This window comes from Pseudokineococcus sp. 5B2Z-1 (assembly GCF_037482305.1).
Taxonomy (GTDB): Bacteria; Actinomycetota; Actinomycetes; order Actinomycetales; family Quadrisphaeraceae; genus Pseudokineococcus.
The window spans coordinates 16,871-40,745 of sequence record NZ_JBBHZG010000003.1 but is presented as its reverse complement, the minus strand read 5'-3'; the positions used below and the strand labels follow the sequence as shown (position 1 = coordinate 40,745).

Genomic DNA, 23,875 nt, shown 5'->3' with positions numbered 1-23,875 from the left:
GCCCCCCGCCCGGTCCGGCCGCCCCCGGGGCGCCGCTGCGGGCCGGCCTCAGTCGTCGAGCAGCTCGCCGGTGGCGGTGTTGACGCGCAGCGGCGCCTCCGCGGCCGCCTCGTCCTCGCGCCGCCCGTCGCGGGGCGCCGGGGCGCCGCCCGCCGGGGTCGTGCTCGCGGGGGCGAGGGCGTCGAGCACGGCGCGGGCCGTCGCGGGCCCGACGCCGGGGACCTCGCACACCTCCTCCACCGTCGCGGCGCGCAGCCGCTTGAGGGAGCCGAAGCGCTTGAGCAGGGCGGTGCGGCGCGCGGGCCCGAGGCCGGGCACGTCGTCGAGCGCGCTGCGGGTCATCGACGAGCTGCGCCGCTGGCGGTGGTAGGTGATGGCGAAGCGGTGGGCCTCGTCGCGCACGCGCTGGAGGAGGTACAGGCCCTCGCTCTGGCGCGGCAGGACGACGGGGAACTCCTCCCCCGGCAGCCACACCTCCTCGAGGCGCTTGGCGAGCCCGCACAGCGCCACGTCGGTCACGCCCAGCTCCTCGAGGGCGCGCGCGGCGGCGGCGACCTGGGGGGCGCCGCCGTCGACGACGACGAGCTGCGGCGGGTAGGCGAAGCGCCGCGGCCGACCGGACTCGGGGTCGACCGGCGCGTGCGCGGCGACCCCGTCCGCGACCTCTCCCGGCACGGCGTCCCCGGCCGCGACCCCGCGGGAGCCCGGCGCCCCGTCCTCGGCGGGCGGCGACCCGGCGGGCGGCGACCCGGCGGGCGGGGCGCCGTCGGCGAGGTGGCGGCGGAAGCGGCGCAGCATCACCTCGTGGATCGCGGCGGTGTCGTCCTGCGCGTCGCCGGCGCGCACCGACTCGCCGCGGACGGCGAAGCGCCGGTACTCGCCCTTGCGCGGCAGACCGTCCTCGAAGACGACCATGGACGCCACGACCTCGGTGCCCTGGAGGTTCGAGACGTCGTAGCACTCGACCCGCAGCGGCGCGTCGTCGAGGCCGAGGGCGTCCTGCAGCTCCTGCAGGGCGAGGCCGCGGGTCGTGAGGTCGCCCCCGCGCCGCGTCTTGTGCAGGGCGAGGGCCTGCGAGGCGTTCTTGGCCACGGTCTCGAGCAGGGCGCGCTTGTCGCCGCGCTGGGGCACGCGGACGTCGACCGCGGAGCCCCGCAGCCCCGACAGCCACGCGGTGACCTGGGCCGCGTCGGCGGGCTCCACCGGCACGAGCACCTCGCGCGGGACGGCCCCCGGGGACGCCCCCGCCGCTGCGCCCCCGGCGCCGCCGGCCGCGGCGTCCGCCACCGCGTCGGCGTCGCCGTACACCTGCTGCAGCAGGTGCTCGACGAGACCGGCGGTCGTGACGTCCTCGACCTTCTCGACGACCCACCCGCGCTGGCCGCGGATGCGCCCGCCGCGCACGTGGAAGACCTGGACGGCGGCCTCCAGCTCGTCCTCCGCGAGGGCGAAGACGTCGGCGTCGGTGGCGTCGGGCAGCACGACCGCGCTCTTCTCGAGCGCGCGGCGCAGAGCGCCGAGGTCGTCGCGGCGCCGGGCCGCCCGCTCGAAGTCGAGGTCGGCCGAGGCCTCGCGCATCTCCGCCTCGAGGCGGCGCACGAAGCGGCTGGTGTCCCCCGCCATGAAGGACGCGAAGTCCTCGGCGAGCGCCCGGTGGTCCTCCTCGCTGATGCGCCCGACGCACGGCGCCGAGCACTTGCCGATGTAGCCGAGCAGGCAGGGACGCCCGACCTGGGCGGCGCGCCTGAGCACGCCGGCCGAGCAGCTGCGGATGGGGAAGACGCGCAGCAGGAGGTCGACGGTCTCGCGGATCGCCCACGCGTGCGTGTAGGGCCCGAAGTACCGCGTGCCCTTGCGCTTGGCGCCGCGCATGACCTGGACCCGCGGCACGTCCTCGCCCATCGTGATGGCGAGGTAGGGGTAGGACTTGTCGTCGCGGTACTTGACGTTGAAGCGCGGGTCGAACTCCTTGATCCAGGAGTACTCGAGCTGCAGCGACTCGACCTCGGTGGCCACCGTCGTCCACTCGACCGACGCGGCCGTCGTGACCATCGTCTGCGTCCGCGGGTGCAGGTTCGCGACGTCCTGGAAGTAGGACGCGAGGCGCTGGCGCAGGCTCCGGGCCTTGCCGACGTAGATGACGCGGCCGTGCTCGTCGCGGAAGCGGTAGACGCCCGGGGAGTCGGGCACCTCCCCCGGTCGCGGGCGGTAGGAGGACGGGTCGGCCACGCACCCAGGGTAGGTCGGGCGTCCGACGGTCCCGACCGCGCCGACCTACGCCCCGGGCGCCGCCTCCTCCCGGCGTGCGGCGCGCTGCACCGGCACCCCGTCGGCGGGCGGGGACGGGGCGGGCGGGGACGGGGCCGCCAGGGCGGCCACCGGCAGGAGCGAGGTCGGGAGGTCGGGCGGCGGCCCGGGGTGGGCCGCGGCGTCGCGGGCGACGAGGTCGGCGAGGTGGTCCACCGGCAGGGCGCGCGACCACAGCCAGCCCTGCCCCAGCGTCGCGCCGGCGCGCAGCAGCGCCCGCACCTGCGCGTCGTGCTCGACGCCCTCGGCGAGGACGACGAGCCCGAGGGAGCGGCTGAGCCGTACGAGGGCCTCCAGCACCCGGGCGCTGCGCGGGTCCCCCAGGGCGACGACGAGCGACCGGTCGACCTTGACGACGTCGACCGGCAGCCGGGCGAGGTAGGTCAGCGACGCGTAGCCCGACCCGACGTCGTCCAGGGCGATCCGGCAGCCGGCCGTACGCAGCGCGGCCATGGCCCCCAGGGCCGGGTCCCCCGGCGCCACGGGCACGCCCTCGGTGACCTCGACGACGAGCGAGGCCGCCGGCACGCCCGCCTCGGCCAGGGCGTCCGCGACGGCGGCGGGGTAGCCGGGGTCGCGCAGCTCGAGGGGCGAGGCGTTGACCGAGAGGGTGAGCCCGCGCGCGGCGGCGCCGCTGGCCACCAGCGCGTGCAGGCCCCGGCGCAGCGCGTGGCGGCCGAGGGCCGTCACGAGGCCGCTGCTCTCGGCCACCGCGACGAACTCGTCGGGGCCGACCCGGCCCAGCGCGTCGTCCTCCCACCGGGCGAGCACCTCGAAGCCCTTGAGCCGGCCGCTCGCGAGGTGGACGAGCGGCTGGAGCTCGACGTGCAGCGCGTCGGCCGCCAGGGCGGCGCGCAGGCGCCGCTCGACGAGGGCGCGACGACGCACCCCCTCGGCGACCTCGCCGCGGAAGAGCGCCGTCCGGTCGCCGCCGGCGCGCTTGGCCGCGGTGACGGCGGTCGTCGCCTCGGCCAGGAGCTCGGGCGGCGCGCCCGCGGGCGCGGCGCCGGCGTCGAGGCCCGAGACGCCGGCGCTGGCGGTCAGGTGGGTGCCCGCCCGCGCGGCGGCGGCCGTGACGAGCTCCCGCGCGGCGTCGGCCGCCTCCCGCGCCGCCTCGGGGCCGCACGGGCACAGCAGGGCGATCTCGTCCCCCCCGGTCCGGAAGGTGCGGTCCTCGCCGGTGCGGGCCGCGAGGGCGGACGCGACGCCCACGAGGAGGGCGTCCGCGGCGGTGCGCCCGAGCCGCTCGTCCACGTCCCCGAAGCCGTCGAGGTCCACGACGACGAGCGAGACGGCGGCGCCGTCCTCGAGCAGCGGGGCGAGGCGGGCCGAGAGGGCCCGCGCGTTGCCCAGCCCCGTCAGGGCGTCGTGCCGGGACTCCTGCGACAGCCGGCGCAGGACCCCGAGGCGGGCGCGCAGCCGGAGGACCTCGCGCAGCCCCGCGCTCGTCACCGCGAGGAGCCCGAGCGCACCGGTGGCCGCGCCCGCCGCCCCGGTCGTCAGGAGGGCGACCAGACCGAGCACCCAGGAGACGTAGACGGTCGCCGTCGTGACGACCGTCGCGTAGGTCTCGCCCTCGTCCGTCGCGCCCCCGCGGCGCTGCAGGGGCCGCCCCCGTCCGATGGCGTCGACGCCCCCGAGCACGACGGGCCAGGCGAGGCACTGGAGGGCGGCGAGGCGCCAGTCCCAGACGGCCGCGCCCGCGACGAGCTCGCGCGTGACGGCGAGGTCGCCCACGGCGAGCAGCGCCAGCCCGGCGAGGACGGCCACGACGCCGCGGTCCCGCCCGACCATGGCGACCTGCGCGAGCAGGCTGCACAGCAGCAGGTACAGGAGCACCACGCTGACGCAGAAGAGGACGAGCAGCGGTGGCCCGCCGGGCGGGAAGACCGCCGTCCACACGGCGACGGCCAGCCCGAGGGCCAGCACGACCGCGTCGACGAGCAGGGTCCGCAGGGCTCCGCTGCGCCCGGGCGGCCGCGGCAGGCGCAGGACGCCGACGAGCGCGAGCGGGCCGGCGCAGATGCTCACGGCGTCCCCGACGTTGGGGCGGGGCGGCGGGCCCGGCAGCGCGAGGTCCACGAGAGCGCTCACGAGCTCGCCCCCGCACCACGCGAGCGCCGAGAGGGCGAACCACCGGCGCGAGGGCGCCGCGCGCTGCGGCCCGCGGCGGGCGAGGACGAGCAGGCCGCCGACGAGGCCGGTGACCGCGACGACGAGCGAGGCGACCATCGGTGCGGCCGGCCGCGCGAGCACGCCCGTGAGGACCACGGCGGCGGCGCACGCCCCGCCGACACCCGCGGCGGCGAGCACCGGGCGCCCCGGCGCTCCCCCGGTCTGCACCGCCCCGACGGGGACGACGCGGGCCGCGGACGGCCGTCGCGGCGCAGAGGGGCTCACCCCCGGCCCGTCGGCAGCCCCGGCGGGGACCTTGAGGGCGGCGGCCCCGCCCGCGCCGACGTCCTCCGGGCGGACGCCGCCCTCCCGCCGCGTGCGCGGCTCAGGCGGAGGCCGGCTCCTCCTGGCGCCGCGGGGGCGGCAGCGCGGCACCGGGCTCCTCGCGCGGCACGCCGAGCGCCTCGGCGAGGAACCGGCCGGTGTGGCTCTCGGGCACGCGGGCCACCTGCTCCGGCGTCCCCTGGGCGACGACGCGCCCGCCGCCGCCGCCGCCCTCGGGGCCCATGTCGACGACCCAGTCGGCGTTCTTGATGACGTCGAGGTTGTGCTCGATGACGAGCACCGTGTTGCCCTTGTCGACGAGGCCCTGCAGGACGCCGAGCAGCTTGCGGATGTCCTCGAAGTGCAGGCCCGTCGTCGGCTCGTCGAGGACGTAGACCGTCCGGCCCGCCGAGCGCCGCTGCAGCTCGGAGGCGAGCTTGACCCGCTGCGCCTCGCCGCCGGAGAGCGTGGGCGCGCTCTGGCCCAGGCGCACGTAGCCCAGGCCGACGTCGACGAGCGTCCGCAGGTGCCGCGAGATGGCGGGGACCGCGGCGAAGAAGTCCACCGCCTCCTCGATGGGCATCTCGAGGACGTCGGAGACGGTCTTCCCCTTGAAGTGCACCTCGAGCGTCTCGCGGTTGTACCGCGCCCCCTGGCACACCTCGCACGGCACGTACACGTCGGGCAGGAAGTTCATCTCGATCTTGATCGTGCCGTCGCCCTGGCAGTTCTCGCAGCGCCCGCCCTTGACGTTGAAGGAGAAGCGGCCCGGCTGGTAGCCGCGCACCTTCGCCTCCGTCGTCGTCGCGAAGAGCTTGCGCACGTGGTCCCAGACGCCCGTGTACGTGGCGGGGTTGGAGCGCGGCGTCCGGCCGATGGGGCTCTGGTCGACGTGGACGACCTTGTCGAGCTGGTCGAGCCCCGTGACCGTGCGGTGGCGGCCCGGCACCCGGCGGGCGCCGTTGAGCTGGTTGGCCATGACCGTGTAGAGGATGTCGTTGACGAGGGTCGACTTGCCCGAGCCCGACACCCCGGTGACGGCGACGAAGCAGCCGAGCGGGAAGGCGACGTCGACGCCCTTGAGGTTGTTCTGCCGGGCGCCCTTGACGACCACCTGGCGCGCGCGGTCGCGCGGCCGCCGGCTCTCCGGGACGGGGATGGCGAGGCGGCCCGACAGGTAGCCGCCCGTCAGCGAGCTCTCGTGGTCGAGCAGCCCCTGCACCGAGCCGGAGTGGACCACCCGGCCGCCGTGCTCGCCGGCGCCGGGGCCGACGTCGACCACCCAGTCGCTGGCGCGGATCGTGTCCTCGTCGTGCTCGACGACGATGAGGGTGTTCCCGAGGTCCCGCAGGCGCGTGAGCGTGTCGATGAGGCGCCGGTTGTCGCGCTGGTGCAGGCCGATGCTCGGCTCGTCGAGGACGTAGAGGACGCCGACGAGGCCCGACCCGATCTGCGTCGCCAGCCGGATGCGCTGGGCCTCGCCGCCCGACAGCGTCCCCGACGCCCGGTCGAGCGAGAGGTAGTCCAGGCCGACGTCGAGGAGGAAGCCGAGCCGGGCGTTGATCTCCTTGAGCACCGCGGCCGCGATCTGGCGCTGGCGGGCGTCGAGCTCGAGCGCGCCGAGGAAGGCCGCGCACTCGTCGACGGGCAGGGCGCAGACCTCGGCGATCGAGCGGCCGCCGAGCGTGACGGCGAGGACCTCCGGGCGCAGGCGGCTGCCCCCGCACACCGGGCACGGCACCTCGCGCATGTAGCCCTCGTAGCGCTCGCGGGACCAGTCGGAGTCGGTCTCCGCGTGGCGGCGCCGGATGAAGGGGACGACGCCCTCGAAGCCCGTGGAGTAGGCGCGCTCGCGGCCGAACCGGTTGCGGTAGCGCACGTGCACCTCGTGCTCGTGGCCCTGCAGCAGCGCCGTCGTCGCGCGCTTCGGCAGCGCGCGCCACGGCACGTCCATGGAGAAGCCCAGCTGGTCGGCCAGGCCGCGCATGACCCGCTGGAAGTAGTCCGCCGAGCCCGAGCCGCTCGCCCACGGCGCGATGGCGCCCTCGGCGAGCGTGAGCTCGTCGTCCGGCACGAGGAGGTCGGGGTCGACCTCGAGGCGCGTGCCGATGCCCGTGCACTCGGGGCACGCCCCGTAGGGGGCGTTGAAGGAGAAGGTGCGGGGCTCGACCTCGTCGAGCTGGAGGGGGTGCTCGTTGGGGCAGGCCAGCTTCTCGGAGAAGCGGCGCTCGCGCTGCTCGTCCTCCCCCGCGTCGACGAGGTCGACGAGCAGGACGCCGTCGGCCAGCCCGAGGGCCGTCTCGACCGAGTCGGTGAGGCGCCGCTGGACGCCCTCGCGGACGACGAGGCGGTCGACGACCACCTCGATGTCGTGCTTGAACTTCTTGTCCAGCTGCGGCGGGGTGGCGAGGGAGACGACCTCCCCGTCCACCCGCGCGCGGGAGAAGCCCTTGGTCTGCAGCTCGGCGAAGAGCTCGACGAACTCCCCCTTGCGCCCGCGCACGACGGGCGCCAGCACCTGGAAGCGGGTGCCCTCGGGCATCTCGAGGAGGCGGTCGACGACCTGCTGCGGGGTCTGGCGGCCGATCGGCTCGCCGCAGACCGGGCAGTGCGGCTGCCCCGCGCGGGCCCACAGCAGGCGCAGGTAGTCGTAGACCTCGGTGATGGTGCCGACCGTGGAGCGCGGGTTGCGGCTCGTCGACTTCTGGTCGATGGAGACGGCCGGCGACAGGCCCTCGATGAAGTCGACGTCGGGCTTGTCCATCTGCCCGAGGAACTGGCGGGCGTAGGCCGACAGCGACTCGACGTAGCGGCGCTGGCCCTCCGCGAAGATCGTGTCGAAGGCGAGGGAGGACTTGCCGGAGCCCGAGAGGCCGGTGAAGACCACCATGGCGTCGCGCGGCAGGTCGATCGAGACGTCGCGGAGGTTGTGCTCGCGGGCGCCGCGGACGATGAGCTCAGACTGCACCCGCCGATGGTAGGCGCGGCCCCCGACACCGCCCGCCGCGCACCCCGGCGCCGGGAGGGCGCCGCGCGCGGGCCCGGGACCCTCGCCGTCAGGCGACGGGCGGGTCGTCCCCGTCGCGGCCCTCGCCGCCGGTCCCCTCCGACCCGCCGTCGCCCGCGGCCCGGCGCGGGCCGCGCTCGGCCGCCACCTGGGCGTCCTCGGCGCACTCGCGGGCGTCGACGTCCTCGAGGAGGCCGTGCCCGCGCGGCCCGCCGCTCCCGGCGGGGTAGGTCTCGAGCGGCACTCGCCCGTCACCCCACGCGGCGACGACCGGCTCGAGGACGCGCCAGCACTGCTCGGCGGTGTCGCCGCGCACCGAGAGCGTCGGGTCGCCGTGCAGGACCCCGAGGAGCACCTGGCCGTAGGCCGTGAGCTCGCCCGGCGAGAGCTCGGTGCCGAGCGCGGTGCGCTCGAGCCCGAAGGCGTCGTCCTGGCCGTTGAGGTCGAGCTCGAGCGTGATGTCGTCGGGGCCGAAGCCGACCCGCAGGCGCGTCGGCGACGGCGTCCCCAGCAGCCCGGTCGGCAGGTGCGGCACGTGCTTGAAGGTGATGACGGCCTCCTTGCGGCGCCGCCCCAGCGCCTTGCCCGAGCGCAGCCGGAACGGGACGCCGGCCCACCGCCAGGTGTCGACGGCGAGCACCACCTCGGCGAGCGTCTCCGTGCCCCGCTCCGGGTCGACGCCCGGTTCGTCGGCGTACGCGCCGACCTCCTCGTCGCCGAGGCGACCCGCGGTCCACCGGGCCCGGCGCGTGCAGGAGGCCGGGTCGTCCGCGTCCCACAGCCGCGTCGCGCGCAGGACCTCGGCCTTGCGGTCGCGCAGGTCCCGCTCGGAGATCGTCGCCGGCGGGTCCATCGCGATGAGGGCCAGCAGCTGCAGGAGGTGGCTCTGGACCATGTCGGCGAGGGCGCCCGCGCCGTCGTAGTACCCCGCGCGCCCGGCGAGCCCGAGGTCCTCGTCGAAGACGACGTCGACCCGCTCGACGTGGGTGGCGCTCCACAGCGGCTCGAAGAGCCGGTTGGCGAAGCGCAGGCCGAGGATGTTGAGCACCGTCGACTTGCCGAGGAAGTGGTCGACGCGGTGGACGTGGTCCTCCGGGACGAGCCGGGTGAGGACGCCGTTGAGCTCGGCGGCGGACGCGGCGTCGTGGCCGAAGGGCTTCTCCAGCACGAGACGGGTCCCCGCGGGCACCTGCTCGGGCTCGAGCGCCCGCAGCGCCCCGGCGGTCACGTCGGGCGGCAGCGCGAAGTAGAGGACGACGTCGCCGTCCTGCGACGCCTCCGCGACGAGGTCGGCGAGGTCGTCGTCCGCGCTGACGTCGCACGAGGCGTACCGCGTGCCCTCGACGAGCCGGTCGACGGCCGGGCCGCGGGCGTCCGCCGCCTCGGCGGCCCCGCGGACGCGCTCGGTCCACCACTCCCGGTCGTGCTCGGCCCGGTCGGCGCCGACGAGGCGCAGGTCGAGGCCCTCCCCGTGGTGGCTGACGAGGAGGTCGGCGAGCCCGGGCAGGAGCAGCCGCGAGGCGAGGTCGCCTCCGGCGCCCAGGACGACGAGGGTGGTGGTCACGGGGCGGTGCTCCTGTCGACGCGGTCGGCGGGGCGGTGCCCGGCCGGGGCCGCCCCCGGCGCGCCCACCCTCCCGTCGCCCGGCGGAGGGTGCAAGCAGCGCCGCGCACCCGGGGCACCTGGACAGGGGCGCGAGGTCCGCTGTCGGCGCGCCCGCAGGTCGGCGCGAGGAGGTCGGAGCCCGGGGCTCGTGGGAGCCTCCGCCCATGCCCAGCCAGCGCATCGAGGACTACGCCCTGCTCAGCGACTGCCACAGCGCCGCCCTCGTGGGCCGGGACGGGAGCGTCGACTGGCTCTGCCTGCCCCGCTACGACTCCCCCGCCGTCTTCAGCGCCGTGCTCGGCGGCCCCGAGCACGGGCGCTGGCTGCTGCGCCCCGTGGACGACGACGCCGTGTGCGAGCGGCGCTACCTGGGGGACTCGTTCGTCCTCGAGACGACGTGGACGACGTCGACCGGCGTGGTGCGGGTCGTCGACTTCATGCCCACCAACGACCTGCGGGCGGACCTGGTCCGCCGCGTCGAGGGCGTCGAGGGCGTCGTGCGGATGCGCCAGGAGCTCGTCGTCCGGCCCGACTACGCCAAGACGGTGCCGTGGGTGCGGCGCATCACCGACCCCGACGGCCTGCCGGGCCTGCTGGCGGTGGCCGGGCCCGACGCGTTCCTCCTGCGGGGCGGGCCCCTGCCGACCGCCGCCGACCACCGGCACGCGGGCGAGTGGGACCAGGCCGCCGGGGAGCAGCACGACGTCGGGCTGACGTGGTTCCGCTCGTACCGCGACGTGCCGCAGCGCCTCGACGTCGGTGACCGGCTGGCCGCCACCCTCGCCTGGTGGCAGGACTGGGCCGACCGGGCGGACCCCGGCGAGCACCACCCGCTCGCGGTGCGGCGCTCGCTGCTCGTCCTGCGCGCGCTCACGCACGCGGACACCGGCGGGATCGTCGCGGCGGCGACGACCTCCCTGCCCGAGGACTTCGGCGGGGAGCGGAACTGGGACTACCGCTACGTGTGGCTGCGGGACGCCGCCCTCACCCTCGAGGCCCTGCTCACGCACGGCTACCGCGAGGAGGCTGAGGGCTGGCGCCGGTGGCTCCTGCGCGCGGTCGCGGGCGAGCCCGCCGACGTGCAGATCATGTACGGCATCGCCGGCGAGCGGGAGCTGCCGGAGACGGAGCAGCCGCAGCTGCCGGGCTACGAGGGCTCCCGTCCCGTCCGCACGGGCAACGGGGCGGTCGACCAGTACCAGGCCGACGTCCTCGGGGAGGTGCTCGTGGCCCTCGACCGCGCCCGCCGCGAGGGGGTGCCCGAGGACGAGTTCTCGTGGCCGCTGCAGCGCGCCCTCCTCGGGTTCGTCGAGGAGCACTGGCAGCGCAAGGACCACGGCATCTGGGAGATGCGCGGGGACCTCCAGCACTTCACCCACTCGCGCGTCATGGTGTGGGCGGCCCTGGACCGCGGCGTGCGCGCCGTCCGCGAGGGCGGCATGGACGGGCCGGTCGAGCGCTGGGAGGCGCTGCGCGAGCAGGTCCGCGCCGAGGTCGAGGAGCACGGGTGGGACGCCGAGCGGGGCACCTACACCCAGGTCTACGGCTCCCCGCAGGTCGACGCGTCGCTGCTCATGCTGCCCCAGGTCGGCTTCCTCGCGGCCGACGACCCCCGCATGCTCGGGACCGTCGCGGCCATCGAGGAGGACCTCCTGCGCGACGGCCTCCTGCTCCGCTACGACACGGGGCCGGGGCTCGACGGCCTCTCCGGTGACGAGCACCCCTTCCTCGCCTGCTCCTTCTGGCTGGTCGAGCAGCACGCCCGCAGCGGTCGGGTGGCCGACGCGCACGCGCTCATGGAGCGCTGCCTCGCGTGCGCCAACGACCTCGGCCTGCTGTCCGAGGAGTACGACACGGGCTCCGACCGCCAGGCCGGCAACGTCCCCCAGGCGCTGAGCCACCTCGCGCTCGTCCGCGCCGCGGACGCCCTCGGCGACTGCACGCCGCGGGGGCACCGGTGAGCGTCCCGCCGGCGGGCGGCGACGACCTCGTCGCCGCCCGCCTCTCGGTGGCCCGCGTGTCGGAGATGGACAACGCCTGCTACCTGCTGGAGTGCACGGCGACGGGCCGGCGGCTGCTCGTCGACGCCGCCGACGACGCCCCACGGCTGCTGTCCCTCGCCGACGGGCGCGTCGACGCCGTCGTGACGACGCACGGGCACGGGGACCACCACCGCGCCCTCCCGGAGGTCGTCGCGGCCACGGGCGCGCAGGTGCTGGTGGGAGCCGAGGACGCCGCCGACCTCCCCGTGCCCGCGGACGTCCTCCTGCACCACGGCGACGTCGTCGCGGTGGGCGAGCTGCGGCTCGACGTCGTCGGGCTGCGGGGCCACACCCCCGGCTCCGTCGCCCTCGTGCTGCACGACCCGGGCGGCCGGGTGCTCGCCCTCACCGGCGACAGCCTCTTCCCCGGCGGCGTGGGGGCGACGGGCGGGGACGCCGGGCGCTTCACCCGCCTGCTCGAGGACGTCGAGCAGCGGCTCTTCGCCGTCCTGCCCGACCGCACCGAGGTCCTCCCCGGCCACGGCGAGCCGACGACGCTCGGGGCCGAGCGGCCCTCCCTGGCCGACTGGCGCGCCCGGGGGTGGTGACGCCCGCTGGGTGACGGGGCGCTGCGCGAGGTCCCTGCGCACGGCTGGGTCCGCGTCCGACGGGGCGGCGCTCCGGGCACTGGCTCGGCGCGCCGTGGTCACCCCGCGCTCGGTGCGGGGCGCCGGCCTGACGTGCCTCTCCGCGCCGCCCCGCCGGACGCCCGCCATCGGCTCGCTCTCGGCTCGCACGCGTCCCGGCACCGTGAGCGGTCACGAGGGGCTGGTGACGAGGTGCTGGCGGGCCGCCCCGCGGTCGGGCGGCGGCCCGCTCCCGTCAGCCGCGGGCGGCGGCCTTCTCGCGGCGGCGGCTGACGGCGAGCGAGACGACCGCGGTCGTCCCGAGGATGACGACGATCGCCGTCAGCGAGAGCCAGATCGGGACGACCGGCGCCCACTCCACCGGCTCGCCGCCGTTGAGGAAGGGCAGCGAGTTCTCGTGCAGCGCCTCGAGGACGAGCTTGACGCCGACGAAGGCCAGGAGCACCGCCAGCCCGATGTCGAGGAAGACGAGCTTCTTCAGCAGGTCGCCGACGAGGAAGAAGAGCTGGCGCAGCCCCATGAGGGCGAAGATGTTGGCCGTCAGGACGATGTAGGGGTCCGACGTCAGACCGAAGATCGCCGGGATGGAGTCGAGGGCGAAGAGCAGGTCCGTCGTCCCGAGCGCCACGAGGACGAGGAGCATCGGCGTGATGGCGCGTCGCCCCGCCTCCTGCACCACGAGCGTCGGGCCGCGGAAGTCCTCCGTCACGGGCAGCACCCGCCGCACGAGCCGGACCAGCCGGTTCTCCTCGAACTCGTCGTCGTCCTCGCCGCTGCCGCGCACCAGCTGGACGGCGGTGAAGAGGAGGAAGGCGCCGAAGAGGAAGAAGACCCAGCTGAAGGCGGCGATGAGGCCCGCCCCGACGGCGATGACGGCGGCGCGCAGCACGAGCGCCAGCACGATGCCGATGAGGAGCGCGTTCTGCTGGAGCTCCTTCGGCACGGCGAACCGCCGGAAGATCAGCAGGAAGACGAAGAGGTTGTCGACGGACAGGGAGTACTCGGTGAGCCACCCGGCGAAGAACTCCCCCGCCGCCTGACCGCCGCCGAACCACCAGACGCCGAGGCCGAAGACCACGGCGGCGGCCACGAAGCCCGCCAGGTGCAGGGCGCTCTCCCGCGTGCTCGGGACGTGCGGGCGGCGGCGGCTCAGGAGCACGTCCGCCGTGAGGAAGAGGACCGCCGCGGCGATCGTCGCCCCCCACACCCAGGCGGGGACGCTCATGCGTCGCGGCCCTCTCGGCCGTCACGACCGCCGGCGCCCGCCGGGGTGTCGTCCGGCACCTCGTCGAGGGCCCCGCCCCCGCGCCGGCCCTCGCCCACCGGACGCCGCGTCGCCGAGGGCGCCTCCGCCGGTCGGCTCGCCCCCGGCTCGTCGGCGTCGGCCCGCGCCGCCGTGCGCCCGTTCTCCCGCAGCGAGAGGACAGTCGTGATGCCGAGGGCGACGACGATGAAGAGCAGCGACAACCACGTGGGGACCTCCCACACGGGCACGTGCTCGCCGCCGTTGATGAACGGCAGCTCGTTCTCGTGGAGGGCGTGGAGCAGCAGCTTGACGCCGATGAAGCCGAGGATCGCGGCGAGGCCGTAGTGCAGGTACACGAGCCGGTCGAGCAGCCCGTCGATGAGGAAGTACAGCTGGCGCAGCCCGAGGAGCGAGAAGGCGTTGGCCGTGAAGACGAGGTACGGCTCCTGCGTGAGCCCGAAGATGGCGGGGATCGAGTCCACGGCGAAGAGCAGGTCAGCGCTGCCGATGGCGATCATGACGACGAGCAGCGGGGTCACGAGCCGCTTGCCGTCGACCTTCGTCGTGAACTTGTCGCCGTGGTACTCGTCCGTCGTCGGCAGGACCCGTCGGGCCAGGCGCAGGACGGCGTTCTCCTCGAACTCGTCGTCCGCGTGGGAGTCGGTGCGGCCCGCCTTGGCCTGCACCCAGGCCGTGTAGATGAGGAAGGCGCCGAAGATGTAGAAGATCCAGGCGAAGTTGGCGATGACCGCGGTGCCGAGGGCGATGAAGATCGTCCGGAAGACGAGCGCCAGCGCGATGCCGATGAGCAGCACCTTCTGCTGGTACTCGCGGGGGACCGCGAAGCTGCTCATGATGAGCACGAAGACGAAGAGGTTGTCGACCGAGAGGCTCTTCTCGGTGATGTAGCCGGCGAAGTACTCCCCGCCGAAGGTGCTCCCCGACACGACGAGCACGCCGAGGCCGAAGAGCACGGCGATGCCGATGTAGGCCGCCGACCAGACGGCGGCCTCCTTGATGCTGGGGCTGTGCGGCGTCCGCACGTGCACGACGAAGTCGTACGCGATCATCGCGACGATGCCGGCGACGGTGATCGCCCACACGTAGAGGGGCACGTCCATGGTTCCTCCGGTTGGCAGGGCTGCTCGACCGGAGGTCTCTCCCGCCCGACCGCCTCGCGGCGCGGACCGACGGCCCCGGAGCGCCGCCGGCGGGCCCGGGGAGGCGTCGTGATGACGAGACCGTCGCGCAGGGATACTCCCCTCCTCGACCCCGTGAGTATGGGGCCGCGGCCGCAGGGGCGCCAAGCCGGTCCACGGCGACGCGCCGGACGCCGCGCGCCGGCCCCTCACCGGGAGGGAGGGGCGGTCAGGCGGTGGCGGCCTGCATCCCCCGCAGCTCCTTCTTGAGGTCGCCGATCTCGTCGCGCAGCCGGCCGGCCAGCTCGAACTGCAGCTCCGTGGCGGCGGCGTGCATCTGGTCGGTGAGCTGCTGGATGAGGTCGGACAGCTCCGCCGCCGGCATCGCCGCCAGCCGCTCGCGCCGGCCGTCGTCGGCGCCGCCGCCGCGGGACGCCATGCCGGGCACCGGCGTCTTGCCGCGCGACTGCTGGCGGCCGGCGCCGCCGAGGAGGGCTGCCGTGTCGGCGTCCTCGCGGGCGAGCATGTCGGTGATGTCGCGGATCTTCTTGCGCAGGGCGGTCGGCGTGATGCCGTGCTCGCGGTTGTAGGCGAGCTGGACCTCGCGGCGGCGGTTGGTCTCGTCGATGGCCAGGGCCATCGACGGCGTCACGGTGTCGGCGTACATGTGCACCTGCCCGGAGACGTTGCGGGCCGCGCGCCCGATCGTCTGGATGAGCGAGGTGCCGCTGCGCAGGAACCCCTCCTTGTCGGCGTCGAGGATGCTGACGAGGGAGACCTCCGGGAGGTCGAGGCCCTCGCGCAGGAGGTTGATGCCGACGAGGACGTCGAACTCGCCCTGCCGCAGCTCGCGCAGGAGCTCCACCCGGCGCAGGGTGTCGACCTCCGAGTGCAGGTAGCGCACCTGGACGCCGTGCTCGAGCAGGTAGTCCGTGAGGTCCTCGGCCATCTTCTTCGTCAGCGTGGTGACGAGGACGCGCTCGTCCTTCTCGGTGCGGCGGCGGATCTCCTCCAGCAGGTCGTCGATCTGGCCCTTCGTGGGCTTGACGACGACCTCGGGGTCGACGAGCCCGGTGGGCCGGATGATCTGCTCGACGTAGCCGTCGCCCCGGCCCAGCTCGTAGGCGCCCGGCGTCGCCGAGAGGTACACCGCCTGGCCGATGCGCTCGAGGAACTCCTCCCACTTGAGCGGCCGGTTGTCCATGGCGCTGGGCAGGCGGAAGCCGTGGTCGACGAGCGTGCGCTTGCGGGACATGTCGCCCTCGTACATGGCCCCGATCTGCGGCACCGTCACGTGGCTCTCGTCGAGCACGAGGAGGAAGTCCTCGGGGAAGTAGTCGAGCAGCGTGTTGGGGGCCGTGCCGCGCTCGCGGCCGTCGACGTGCCGGGAGTAGTTCTCGATGCCGGAGCACGAGCCGACCTGGCGCATCATCTCGATGTCGTAGGTGGTCCTCATCCGCAGCCGCTGCGCCTCGAGGAGCTTGCCCTGCTGCTCCATCTCGGCGAGGCGCCCGGCCAGCTCCGCCTCGATCGAGGCGATGGCGCGCTCCATGCGCTCGGGCCCGGCGACGTAGTGGGTGGCCGGGAAGACGTACATCTCCTGCTCCTCGGCGACCACCTCGCCCGTGAGCGGGTTGAGCGTGTAGAGCGACTCGATCTCGTCGCCGAAGAACCCGATGCGCAGGGCGAGCTCCTCGTACACCGGGATGATCTCGACGGTGTCGCCCTTGGCGCGGAAGGTGCCGCGGGTGAAGGCGAGGTCGTTGCGGGTGTACTGCATGCCGACGAACCGGCGGAGCAGCTCGTCGCGGTCGACCTGCTGGCCGACGTGCAGGCGCGCCATCCGGTCGACGTACTCCTGCGGCGTCCCCAGGCCGTAGATGCACGACACGGAGGCCACGACAACGACGTCGCGGCGGGTGAGGAGCGAGTTGGTGGCCGAGTGCCGCAGCCGCTCGACCTCGTCGTTGATCGACGAGTCCTTCTCGATGTAGGTGTCGGTCTGCGGGACGTACGCCTCGGGCTGGTAGTAGTCGTAGTACGACACGAAGTACTCGACGGCGTTGTTCGGCAGCAGCTCGCGGAACTCGTTGGCCAGCTGCGCCGCGAGGGTCTTGTTGGGCGCCATGACGAGCGTCGGCCGCTGGAGCTTCTCGATCATCCACGCCGTGGTCGCGGACTTGCCGGTGCCCGTGGCGCCGAGGAGGACGACGTCCTTCTCCCCCGCCTCGACGCGCCGCGCGAGCTCGGCGATGGCCGTCGGCTGGTCGCCGCTCGGCGAGTACTCCGACACCACCTCGAAGGGGGCGACGCGCCGCTGCAGGTCGGTCACCGGTCTCATGGGGACAACGGTAGGCCCGCCCACCGACAGCGGCCCCGGGAGGCGGCCGGTCGCACCGCAGCGACGCCCGCACCTCCCCCGCTCCGCCGTCTCCCCCCGGGCTACCGGGCGCCGCGAGCGCGCCCGAGGGCGGCGGCGATCCAGGGCCCCTTGCGGCTCGCGTCCTCGTCGACGGAGCCGTGCGGCTCCGCGGCCAGCCGCGCCTCGAGCGCCGCGTAGGCCTCCCGCTCGCCGGCGTCGCGGCGCAGGAGGTCCCGCAGGGCGAGGACGTCCTCCGTCTGGCCGCCCGCCGGGCGCACGTGGCAGTTGACGGGGCGCCCGGCGTCGGCCTCCGCCGCGAAGGCCTTCGGCAGCCGGCTCCCGTCGGGCCGCTCGTCCCACCACTTCCCCGGCGGCCGCACGAGACCCGCGGCCCGCAGGTCGTCCGCGACGGCGCCCGCGGTGGCCAGGTCGCGGGTGACCACCTGCACGTCGAGGACGTCCTTCGCCGGCAGGCCCGGCACCGCCGTCGAGCCGACGTGCTCGACCGAGAGCGCCCGCTCCCCCGCCGCCCGGCGCACGCGCGCCAGCAGCCGCTCCGCCTGGACCGGCCACGTCGGGTCGTACGGCACGAGCACCGCGTGCGCGGGCCTCGGCGCCCGCTCCCCCGCCCGCAGGCGCGCCTCGAAGGCCACGAGCCGCTCGCGCCAGAGGGCGTCGACGCCCCGCTCGAGGTCCGCCGGCGCCCGTGAGTTGTCGAGGACGACGTCGGCGGCCGCGCGGCGCTCGTCGTCCGAGGCCTGCGAGGCGGCCCGGCGGCGGGCGTCCTCCTCGGCCAGGCCGCGGCCCTCGACGAGCCGGCGCACCCGCTGCTCGAGCGGGGCGTCGACGACGACGACGAGGGGCCAATCCGCGCCGCGGCCGGTTTCGACGAGGAGGGGGATGTCGTCGACGACGACGGCGTCCGCCGGGGCGGCCGCCACGAGCTCGTCCCGGCGCGCCCGCACGAGCGGGTGGGTGATGGCCTCGAGCGCCCGGCGGCGGCCGGCGTCCGCGAAGACCACGGCGCCGAGCGCGGGCCGGTCGAGGGCGCCGTCCGGGCCGAGCACGACCTCGCCGAACTCGCGCACGACGGCGGCGAGGCCCGGGGTGCCCGGGGCGACGACCTCGCGGGCCAGCGCGTCCGCGTCGACGACCACGGCCCCCAGCGCGGCCAGCCGGCGCGCCGCCGTGCTCTTGCCCGCCCCGGTCCCGCCCGTCAGACCCACCCTCAGCACGCCGCCGACCCTAGGACGCCGCGCGGGCCGGGCGGGCCGGTCGCTCGCGGGAGCGGCCCGGACGCGCCGAGGGGGCCCGGCGCCGGAGCGCCGGGCCCCCTCGGGCCGTGCGGTGGTGCGGTGGTGCGGGAGCGTCAGCTGCCGGCGCCGGTGAGCTTCTCGCGCAGGGCCGCGAGGGCCTCGTCGGAGGCCAGCGTGCCCTCGCCGCCGCCCGAGGAGGGCGCCGGGGAGGAGGAGCCGCGGTCGTCGCGGTCCCCGCGGTCGCCGCGGTCGGAGGACGACGGGCCGCCCGAGGAGTAGGACGTCGCCGGGGCGTCGCCCGCGGTGACGGCCTCGGCCTCGGCCTGGCTGGCCGCCGAGACCTGCGCCTTGTGGGCCTCCCAGCGCGCCTGGGCCTCGGCGTACTGCCGCTCCCACTCCTCGCGCTGGGTCTCGAAGCCCTCGAGCCACTCGTTCGTCTCGGGGTCGAAGCCCTCGGGGTACTTGTAGTTCCCCGCCTCGTCGTACTCCTGCGCCATGCCGTAGAGCGACGGGTCGAAGTCGTCGCTGCTCGGGTCGACGCCCTCGTTGGCCTGCTTGAGGGACAGCGAGATGCGCCGGCGCTCGAGGTCGATGTCGATGACCTTGACGAAGATCTCGTCGCCGACGCCGACGATCTGCTCCGGCACCTCGACGTGGCGCACGGCCAGCTCGGAGATGTGGACCAGGCCCTCGATGCCCTCCTCTACGCGCACGAAGGCGCCGAAGGGGACGAGCTTGGTGACGCGGCCCGGCACGACCTGGCCGATGGCGTGCGTGCGGGCGAACTGCTGCCACGGGTCCTCCTGCGTCGCCTTCAGCGACAGGGAGACCCGCTCGCGGTCCATGTCGACGTCGAGGACCTCGACGGTGACCTGCTGACCGACCTCGACGACCTCGGAGGGGTGGTCGATGTGCTTCCAGGACAGCTCGGAGACGTGCACGAGCCCGTCGACGCCGCCCAGGTCGACGAAGGCGCCGAAGTTGACGATCGACGACACGACGCCGGAGCGGACCTGGCCCTTCTGCAGGGTCTGCAGGAAGTTGTGGCGGACCGCCGACTGCGTCTCCTCGAGCCACGCGCGGCGCGAGAGGACGACGTTGTTGCGGTTCTTGTCGAGCTCGATGATCTTCGCCTCGAGCTCCTGGCCCACGTAGGGCTGCAGGTCGCGGACGCGGCGCATCTCGACGAGCGAGGCGGGCAGGAAGCCGCGCAGCCCGATGTCGAGGATGAGGCCGCCCTTGACGACCTCGATGACGGTGCCGGTGACGACACCCTCCTCGTCCTTGATGCGCTCGATCGTGCCCCAGGCGCGCTCGTACTGGGCGCGCTTCTTGGACAGGATGAGCCGGCCCTCCTTGTCCTCCTTCTGGAGGACCAGGGCCTCGACCTCGTCGCCGACGCCGACGACCTCGTTGGGGTCGACGTCGTGCTTGATCGACAGCTCGCGCGAGGGGATGACGCCCTCGGTCTTGTAGCCGATGTCGAGGAGCACCTCGTCACGGTCGACCTTGACGATCGTGCCGGAGACGATGTCGCCGTCGTTGAAGTACTTGATGGTCGCGTCGATGGCGGCGAGGAAGTCCTCGGCCGTGCCGATGTCGTTGATCGCGACCTGCGGCGGCGTGGTCGTGCGCTCGGTGGTGGTGGTCATGAAGTCGTCGGGCTCCGATGCGGGCGGGGGATGAGGGGCGGCCCCGCGCTGCGCGGCACCACCTCGTGGTCAGGTCCTGCGCCCGTCCGGCGCGGACCGCGACATCGGCGCCGCGGGCCGGTCGGGCCGGTCCGCTGCGAGGAGGACGTGTGCCGCGCGCTGGACGCGCGCCCGACAAGAGTACGCGGGCGCTCTCCGGGGGGTCAAAGGGGGACGCCGGAGGGCCGGCCACCCCCCTCGACCCTCCTGGGCGCCCGCCGGCCCGGGAGCGATGACGTGCGGCACGGCTGGGGGCTGCCGGAGGTGGGCGTCGCGAGGTCGGCGAGTCCGACGCAGCGTGCCGAGTCCGACGTCCCACGGCTCTCGGTGCCTGACGGGCCGCGCGACGTCGGACTCGGCACCCGACGTCGGACTCGGCACCCGACGTCGGACTCGACGCCCGACGTCGGACTCGCACGCGGCCGTCCGACGCGGCGCCGGCCCACGATGGGCGAGCATCGGGGGGTGGACCCCGAGCGCGACCTCCCCTCCCCCGCGGCCGGACCGGCGGGTCGCAGCGCGCTCGCCGCGGCCGGCTACCGCGACGTCGGCGCGGCGGCGTCCGTGCGCGCCAACCGCGGCTGGTGGGACGAGGCGGCCCCCGGCTACCTCGCCGAGCACGGCGAGCACCTGGGCGACCGCGACCTCGTGTGGGGCCCCGAGGGGCTGCGCGAGGCCGACGCGCGCCTGCTCGGCGACGTCCGCGGCCGACGGGTGCTCGAGGTGGGCTGCGGGGCGGCGCAGGGGAGCCGGTGGCTGGCCGACGAGGGCGCCGAGGTCGTCGGCCTCGATCTCTCGGCCGGGATGCTGGCGCAGGGGCGTCGCGCCGACCCTGCCCTGGCGCTCCTGCAGGCCGACGCCGCACGCCTGCCGCTGGCCGACGCGTCGGTGGACCTGGCGGTGTCCGCCTACGGCGCGCTGCCCTTCACGGCCGAGCCCGAGCGGGTGCACGCCGAGGTCGCGCGCGTGCTGCGCCCGGGCGGCCGGTGGGTCTTCAGCCTCACCCACCCCGTCCGCTGGGCCTTCCCCGACGACCCCGGCGAGGCGGGCCTGGTCGCCACGAGCTCCTACTTCGACACCACGCCCTACGCCGAGACGGGCGAGGACGGCGAGGTGCTCTACGCCGAGCACCACCGCACGCTCGGCCAGCGCGTCCGCGAGGTCGTCGGCGCGGGCTTCCGCCTCGTCGACCTCGTCGAGCCGCGCTGGCCCGCCGGCCGCGACGTGGTCTGGGGCGGCTGGAGCGCGCTGCGCGGGCGGGTCCTGCCGGGGACGGCCGTCTTCGTCTGCGACCTGCCCGGCTGACCTCGCCGCCCGTCCGGCCCTGCTGCCCGGCCCCGGCGCCGGTGCCTCAGTGGCCCGCCTCGTGCCACGACGTCCCGACGCCGACGGACACGTCGAGCGGGACGCTCAGCTCGGCGGCCCCGCCCATCTGCGCGCGCACGAGCGCCTCGAGGGCCTCGCGCTCCCCCGGCGCCACCTCGAGCACGAGCTCGTCGTGGACCTGCAGCAGCATCCGCGAGCGCAGGCCCTGCTCGGCGAGCGCCTGCTCGACGCCGAGCATGGCGACCTTGATGACGTCGGCCGCCGACCCCTGGATCGGCGCGTTGAGCGCCATGCGCTCGGCCATCTCGCGCCGCTGCCGGTTGTCGCTCGTGAGGTCGGGCAGGTAGCGACGGCGGCCGAGGATGGTCTCCGTGTACCCCGTGGTCCGCGCGGTGTCGACGACGCCGCGCAGGTAGTCGCGCACGCCGCCGAAGCGCTCGAAGTAGTCGTCCATCAGCCCGCGGGCCTCGTCGACGCCGATCCGCAGCTGGCGCGAGAGCCCGAAGGCCGACAGGCCGTAGGCCAGGCCGTACGACATCGCCTTGATCTTGCTGCGCATGGCCGGCGTGACCTCCGCCGGCTCGACCTCGAAGACGCGGCTGCCGACGAAGGAGTGCAGGTCCTCCCCCGACCGGAAGGCCTCCACGAGCCCCTCGTCGCCGGACAGGTGCGCCATGATCCGCATCTCGATCTGGCTGTAGTCGGCCGTCAGCAGGCTCTCGTAGCCCTCGCCGACGACGAAGGCCTGCCGGATGCGGCGGCCCTCCTCCGTGCGGATGGGGATGTTCTGCAGGTTGGGGTCGGTCGACGACAGCCGCCCCGTGGCCGCGATGGTCTGCTGGTAGGTGGTGTGGATGCGCCCGTCGGGCGCCACCGTCTTGAGCAGGCCCTCGACGGTCTGGCGCAGCCGGCTGACGTCGCGGTGCGCCAGAAGGTGCACGAGGAAGCCGCTGCCGGGCTGCCCGTCAGTCTTGACGAGGAGGTCGGCCAGCGCCTCGGCGTCCGTCGTGTACCCGGTCTTGATGCGCTTGGTCTTCGGCATCCCGAGCTGGTCGAAGAGGACCTCCTGCAGCTGCTTCGGCGAGCCGAGGTTCACGCGGCGGTCGATGACGGCGTACGCCGCCTCCGCCTGCTCCTCGACCGCCGCGGCGAACTGCTGCTCGAGCGCCTCGAGGTGGCCGCGGTCCGCGGCCACGCCGCGGGCCTCCATGCGCGCCAGCACGCCGACGAGGGGCAGCTCGAGCTCGGCGAGCAGGGCCGTGCCGCCCCGCTCGGCCAGCTCGCCGGCGAGGACGGAGGACAGCTCGACGACGGCGGCCGCGCGCACGGCCGCCGCGGGCGCCGGGTCGGGCGGCCCGTCGCCGTCGACGTCGAGCGCGAGCTGGTCGGCGGCGGGCGCCTCCGGCTCCTCGGCGCGCAGCTCGCGGTGCAGGTGGCGCACCGAGAGGTCGGCCAGGTCGTAGGAGCGCTGGTCGGGCCGGCACAGGTAGGCGGCCAGGGCGGTGTCGTCGACGAGACCGGCCAGCGGGAGGCCGGCGCCCGCGAGGGCCTGCAGCGGGCCCTTCGCGTCGTGCAGCACCTTCGGCCGGTCGGTGTCCGCCAGCCAGGCGGCGAGGGCGCCGCGGCCCTCGTCGTCGAGCGCTCCCTCGTCCTCGCCGTCGCTGTCGCCACCGAGGGGCAGCCACGCGGTGGCGCCGTCGGCCGACGCGAGCGCGACCGCCGTGGCCAGGCCCGACCCGGCGCCCCAGCGCCCGAGCACGTGCAGGCCCACGGGCTCCCGCCCGCGCGCGGACAGCCACGCGTCGACCTCTGCGCCGCGCGGCCGCTCGACGGTGACGCTGAACCCCTCCTCCGCCTCCGGCTGGGGGGCGGAGAGCGTGGCGAACAGGCGGTCGCGCAGGACGCGGAACTCGAGGGAGTCGAAGACGCGGTGGACCTCCTCGCGGTCCCAGGCCGCGACGACGAGGTCGTCGACGACGACGGGCAGGTCGAGGTCGGCGACGAGCTGGTTGAGCCGGCGGTTGCGCAGCACCTGGTCGAGGTGGTCGCGCAGCGACTGCCCGGCCTTGCCCGCGATCTGGTCGACGTGGGCGACGACGCCGTCGAGGCCGTCGTGCGCGGCCAGCCACTTGGCGGCGGTCTTCGGCCCGACGCCGGGCACGCCCGGCAGGTTGTCGCTCGTCTCGCCGACGAGCGCCGCCAGGTCGGGGTAGCGCTGGGGGCGCACGCCGTACTTCTCCTCGACGGCGTCGGGCGTCATCCGCACGAGGTCGGAGACGCCCTTGCGCGGGTAGAGCACGGTGGTGGCCTCGTCCACGAGCTGCAGGGCGTCGCGGTCGCCCGTGGACACGAGCACCTCGAAGCCCTGCGCGCGGGCCTGCGTCGCGAGGGTGGCGATGACGTCGTCCGCCTCGAAGCCCTCCTTCTCCACGACGGGCACCCGCAGCGCCGCGAGGACCTCCTTGACGAGGCCCACCTGCCCGGAGAACTCCGTGGGCGTCTTGGCGCGGCCCGCCTTGTACTCCGCGTACTCCTGGGCGCGGAAGGTGTCGCGGGACACGTCGAAGGCCACGGCCACGTGCGTGGGCGCCTCGTCGCGCAGGACGTTGATGAGCATCGACGTGAAGCCGTAGACGGCGTTGGTGACCTGGCCCGTCGTCGTCGAGAAGTTCTCCACGGGCAGGGCGAAGAAGGCGCGGTAGGCCATCGAGTGGCCGTCGACGAGCAGGAGCCGCGGGCGCGGGCCGCCGTCCCCGGGGGCGGGCGGCGGTGCGGCGTCGGCCTCCAGGGGCGGCGCGACGAGCGGGTCCTCGCCCGTGTCGGCGGCCGCGGCGTCGGGGCGGAGGAGGGCGCTGTCGCTCACGCGCG

Annotated in this window: 13 protein-coding genes; 3 read left to right on the top strand and 10 right to left on the bottom strand. The window is 75.4% G+C overall.

Annotated elements, in window-relative coordinates; translation table 11 throughout:
• Positions 1 to 48 precede the first annotated feature (48 nt).
• The 4 genes from uvrC to WDV85_RS08655 all read right to left on the bottom strand — a co-directional run bounded on the left by uvrC (position 49) and on the right by WDV85_RS08655 (position 9,317).
• Positions 49 to 2,229 (bottom strand): excinuclease ABC subunit UvrC, encoded by a 2,181-nt coding sequence (uvrC, locus tag WDV85_RS08670; RefSeq protein ID WP_339570227.1) that lies wholly within the window; start codon positions 2,227 to 2,229, stop codon positions 49 to 51.
• 45 nt (positions 2,230 to 2,274) lie between these two features.
• Complete coding sequence (locus WDV85_RS08665) at positions 2,275 to 4,707, bottom strand: bifunctional diguanylate cyclase/phosphodiesterase (protein ID WP_339570226.1); 2,433 nt, start codon at positions 4,705 to 4,707, stop codon at positions 2,275 to 2,277.
• Positions 4,708 to 4,807: 100 nt separating this feature from the next.
• On the bottom strand, positions 4,808 to 7,714 hold the full coding sequence (gene uvrA / locus WDV85_RS08660; RefSeq protein ID WP_339570225.1) for an excinuclease ABC subunit UvrA: 2,907 nt from the start codon (positions 7,712 to 7,714) through the stop codon (positions 4,808 to 4,810).
• Positions 7,715 to 7,802: 88 nt separating this feature from the next.
• On the bottom strand, positions 7,803 to 9,317 hold the full coding sequence (locus tag WDV85_RS08655) for a glucose-6-phosphate dehydrogenase (RefSeq protein ID WP_339570224.1): 1,515 nt from the start codon (positions 9,315 to 9,317) through the stop codon (positions 7,803 to 7,805).
• Between the two features lie 205 nt (positions 9,318 to 9,522).
• Between WDV85_RS08655 and WDV85_RS08650 the strand changes: the two genes are divergently transcribed.
• Positions 9,523 to 11,319: a glycoside hydrolase family 15 protein gene (locus tag WDV85_RS08650; protein WP_339570223.1), complete on the top strand. Its 1,797-nt coding sequence runs from the start codon at positions 9,523 to 9,525 to the stop codon at positions 11,317 to 11,319.
• Positions 11,320 to 11,384: 65 nt separating this feature from the next.
• Positions 11,385 to 11,948 (top strand): MBL fold metallo-hydrolase, encoded by a 564-nt coding sequence (locus tag WDV85_RS08645; protein WP_445263273.1) that lies wholly within the window; start codon positions 11,385 to 11,387, stop codon positions 11,946 to 11,948.
• Positions 11,949 to 12,222: 274 nt separating this feature from the next.
• On the opposite strand, the gene WDV85_RS08640 is transcribed toward WDV85_RS08645, so the two are convergent.
• From WDV85_RS08640 to rpsA, 5 genes are all read right to left on the bottom strand, one after another.
• Positions 12,223 to 13,212: a TerC/Alx family metal homeostasis membrane protein gene (locus WDV85_RS08640; protein WP_339570221.1), complete on the bottom strand. Its 990-nt coding sequence runs from the start codon at positions 13,210 to 13,212 to the stop codon at positions 12,223 to 12,225.
• Positions 13,209 to 14,354, bottom strand: a complete 1,146-nt coding sequence (locus WDV85_RS08635) for a TerC family protein (protein WP_339570220.1) — start codon at positions 14,352 to 14,354, stop codon at positions 13,209 to 13,211. Before WDV85_RS08635 ends, WDV85_RS08640 begins: the two co-directional genes overlap by 4 nt.
• Positions 14,355 to 14,601: 247 nt before the next feature.
• Positions 14,602 to 16,713, bottom strand: coding sequence for an excinuclease ABC subunit UvrB (uvrB, locus tag WDV85_RS08630; protein ID WP_339570219.1), 2,112 nt, complete (start codon positions 16,711 to 16,713; stop codon positions 14,602 to 14,604).
• Positions 16,714 to 16,814: 101 nt separating this feature from the next.
• On the bottom strand, positions 16,815 to 17,969 hold the full coding sequence (gene coaE / locus WDV85_RS08625; protein WP_339570218.1) for a dephospho-CoA kinase: 1,155 nt from the start codon (positions 17,967 to 17,969) through the stop codon (positions 16,815 to 16,817).
• A 134-nt stretch (positions 17,970 to 18,103) separates the two neighbouring features.
• Entirely contained in the window at positions 18,104 to 19,642 is a 1,539-nt protein-coding gene (gene rpsA / locus WDV85_RS08620; protein ID WP_339570217.1) for a 30S ribosomal protein S1, read from the bottom strand.
• A gap of 486 nt (positions 19,643 to 20,128) precedes the next feature.
• Between rpsA and WDV85_RS08615 the strand changes: the two genes are divergently transcribed.
• Positions 20,129 to 20,986 (top strand): class I SAM-dependent methyltransferase, encoded by an 858-nt coding sequence (locus WDV85_RS08615; RefSeq protein WP_445263268.1) that lies wholly within the window; start codon positions 20,129 to 20,131, stop codon positions 20,984 to 20,986.
• 46 nt (positions 20,987 to 21,032) lie between these two features.
• Here WDV85_RS08615 and polA read toward each other — a convergent pair whose 3' ends face one another.
• Positions 21,033 to 23,795, bottom strand: coding sequence for a DNA polymerase I (gene polA, locus WDV85_RS08610; RefSeq protein ID WP_445263272.1), 2,763 nt, complete (start codon positions 23,793 to 23,795; stop codon positions 21,033 to 21,035).
• Between the last annotated feature and the right edge of the window lie 80 nt (positions 23,796 to 23,875).

Coding starts and splice junctions, on each gene's coding strand:
- uvrB (WP_339570219.1), bottom strand. CDS start 16,713: ATGAGACCGGTGACCGACCTGCAGCGGCGCGTCGCCCCCTTCGAGGTG.
- WDV85_RS08635 (WP_339570220.1), bottom strand. CDS start 14,354: ATGGACGTGCCCCTCTACGTGTGGGCGATCACCGTCGCCGGCATCGTC.
- rpsA (WP_339570217.1), bottom strand. CDS start 19,642: ATGACCACCACCACCGAGCGCACGACCACGCCGCCGCAGGTCGCGATC.
- WDV85_RS08650 (WP_339570223.1), top strand. CDS start 9,523: ATGCCCAGCCAGCGCATCGAGGACTACGCCCTGCTCAGCGACTGCCAC.
- WDV85_RS08645 (WP_445263273.1), top strand. CDS start 11,385: ATGGACAACGCCTGCTACCTGCTGGAGTGCACGGCGACGGGCCGGCGG.
- WDV85_RS08640 (WP_339570221.1), bottom strand. CDS start 13,212: ATGAGCGTCCCCGCCTGGGTGTGGGGGGCGACGATCGCCGCGGCGGTC.
- WDV85_RS08615 (WP_445263268.1), top strand. CDS start 20,129: ATGGGCGAGCATCGGGGGGTGGACCCCGAGCGCGACCTCCCCTCCCCC.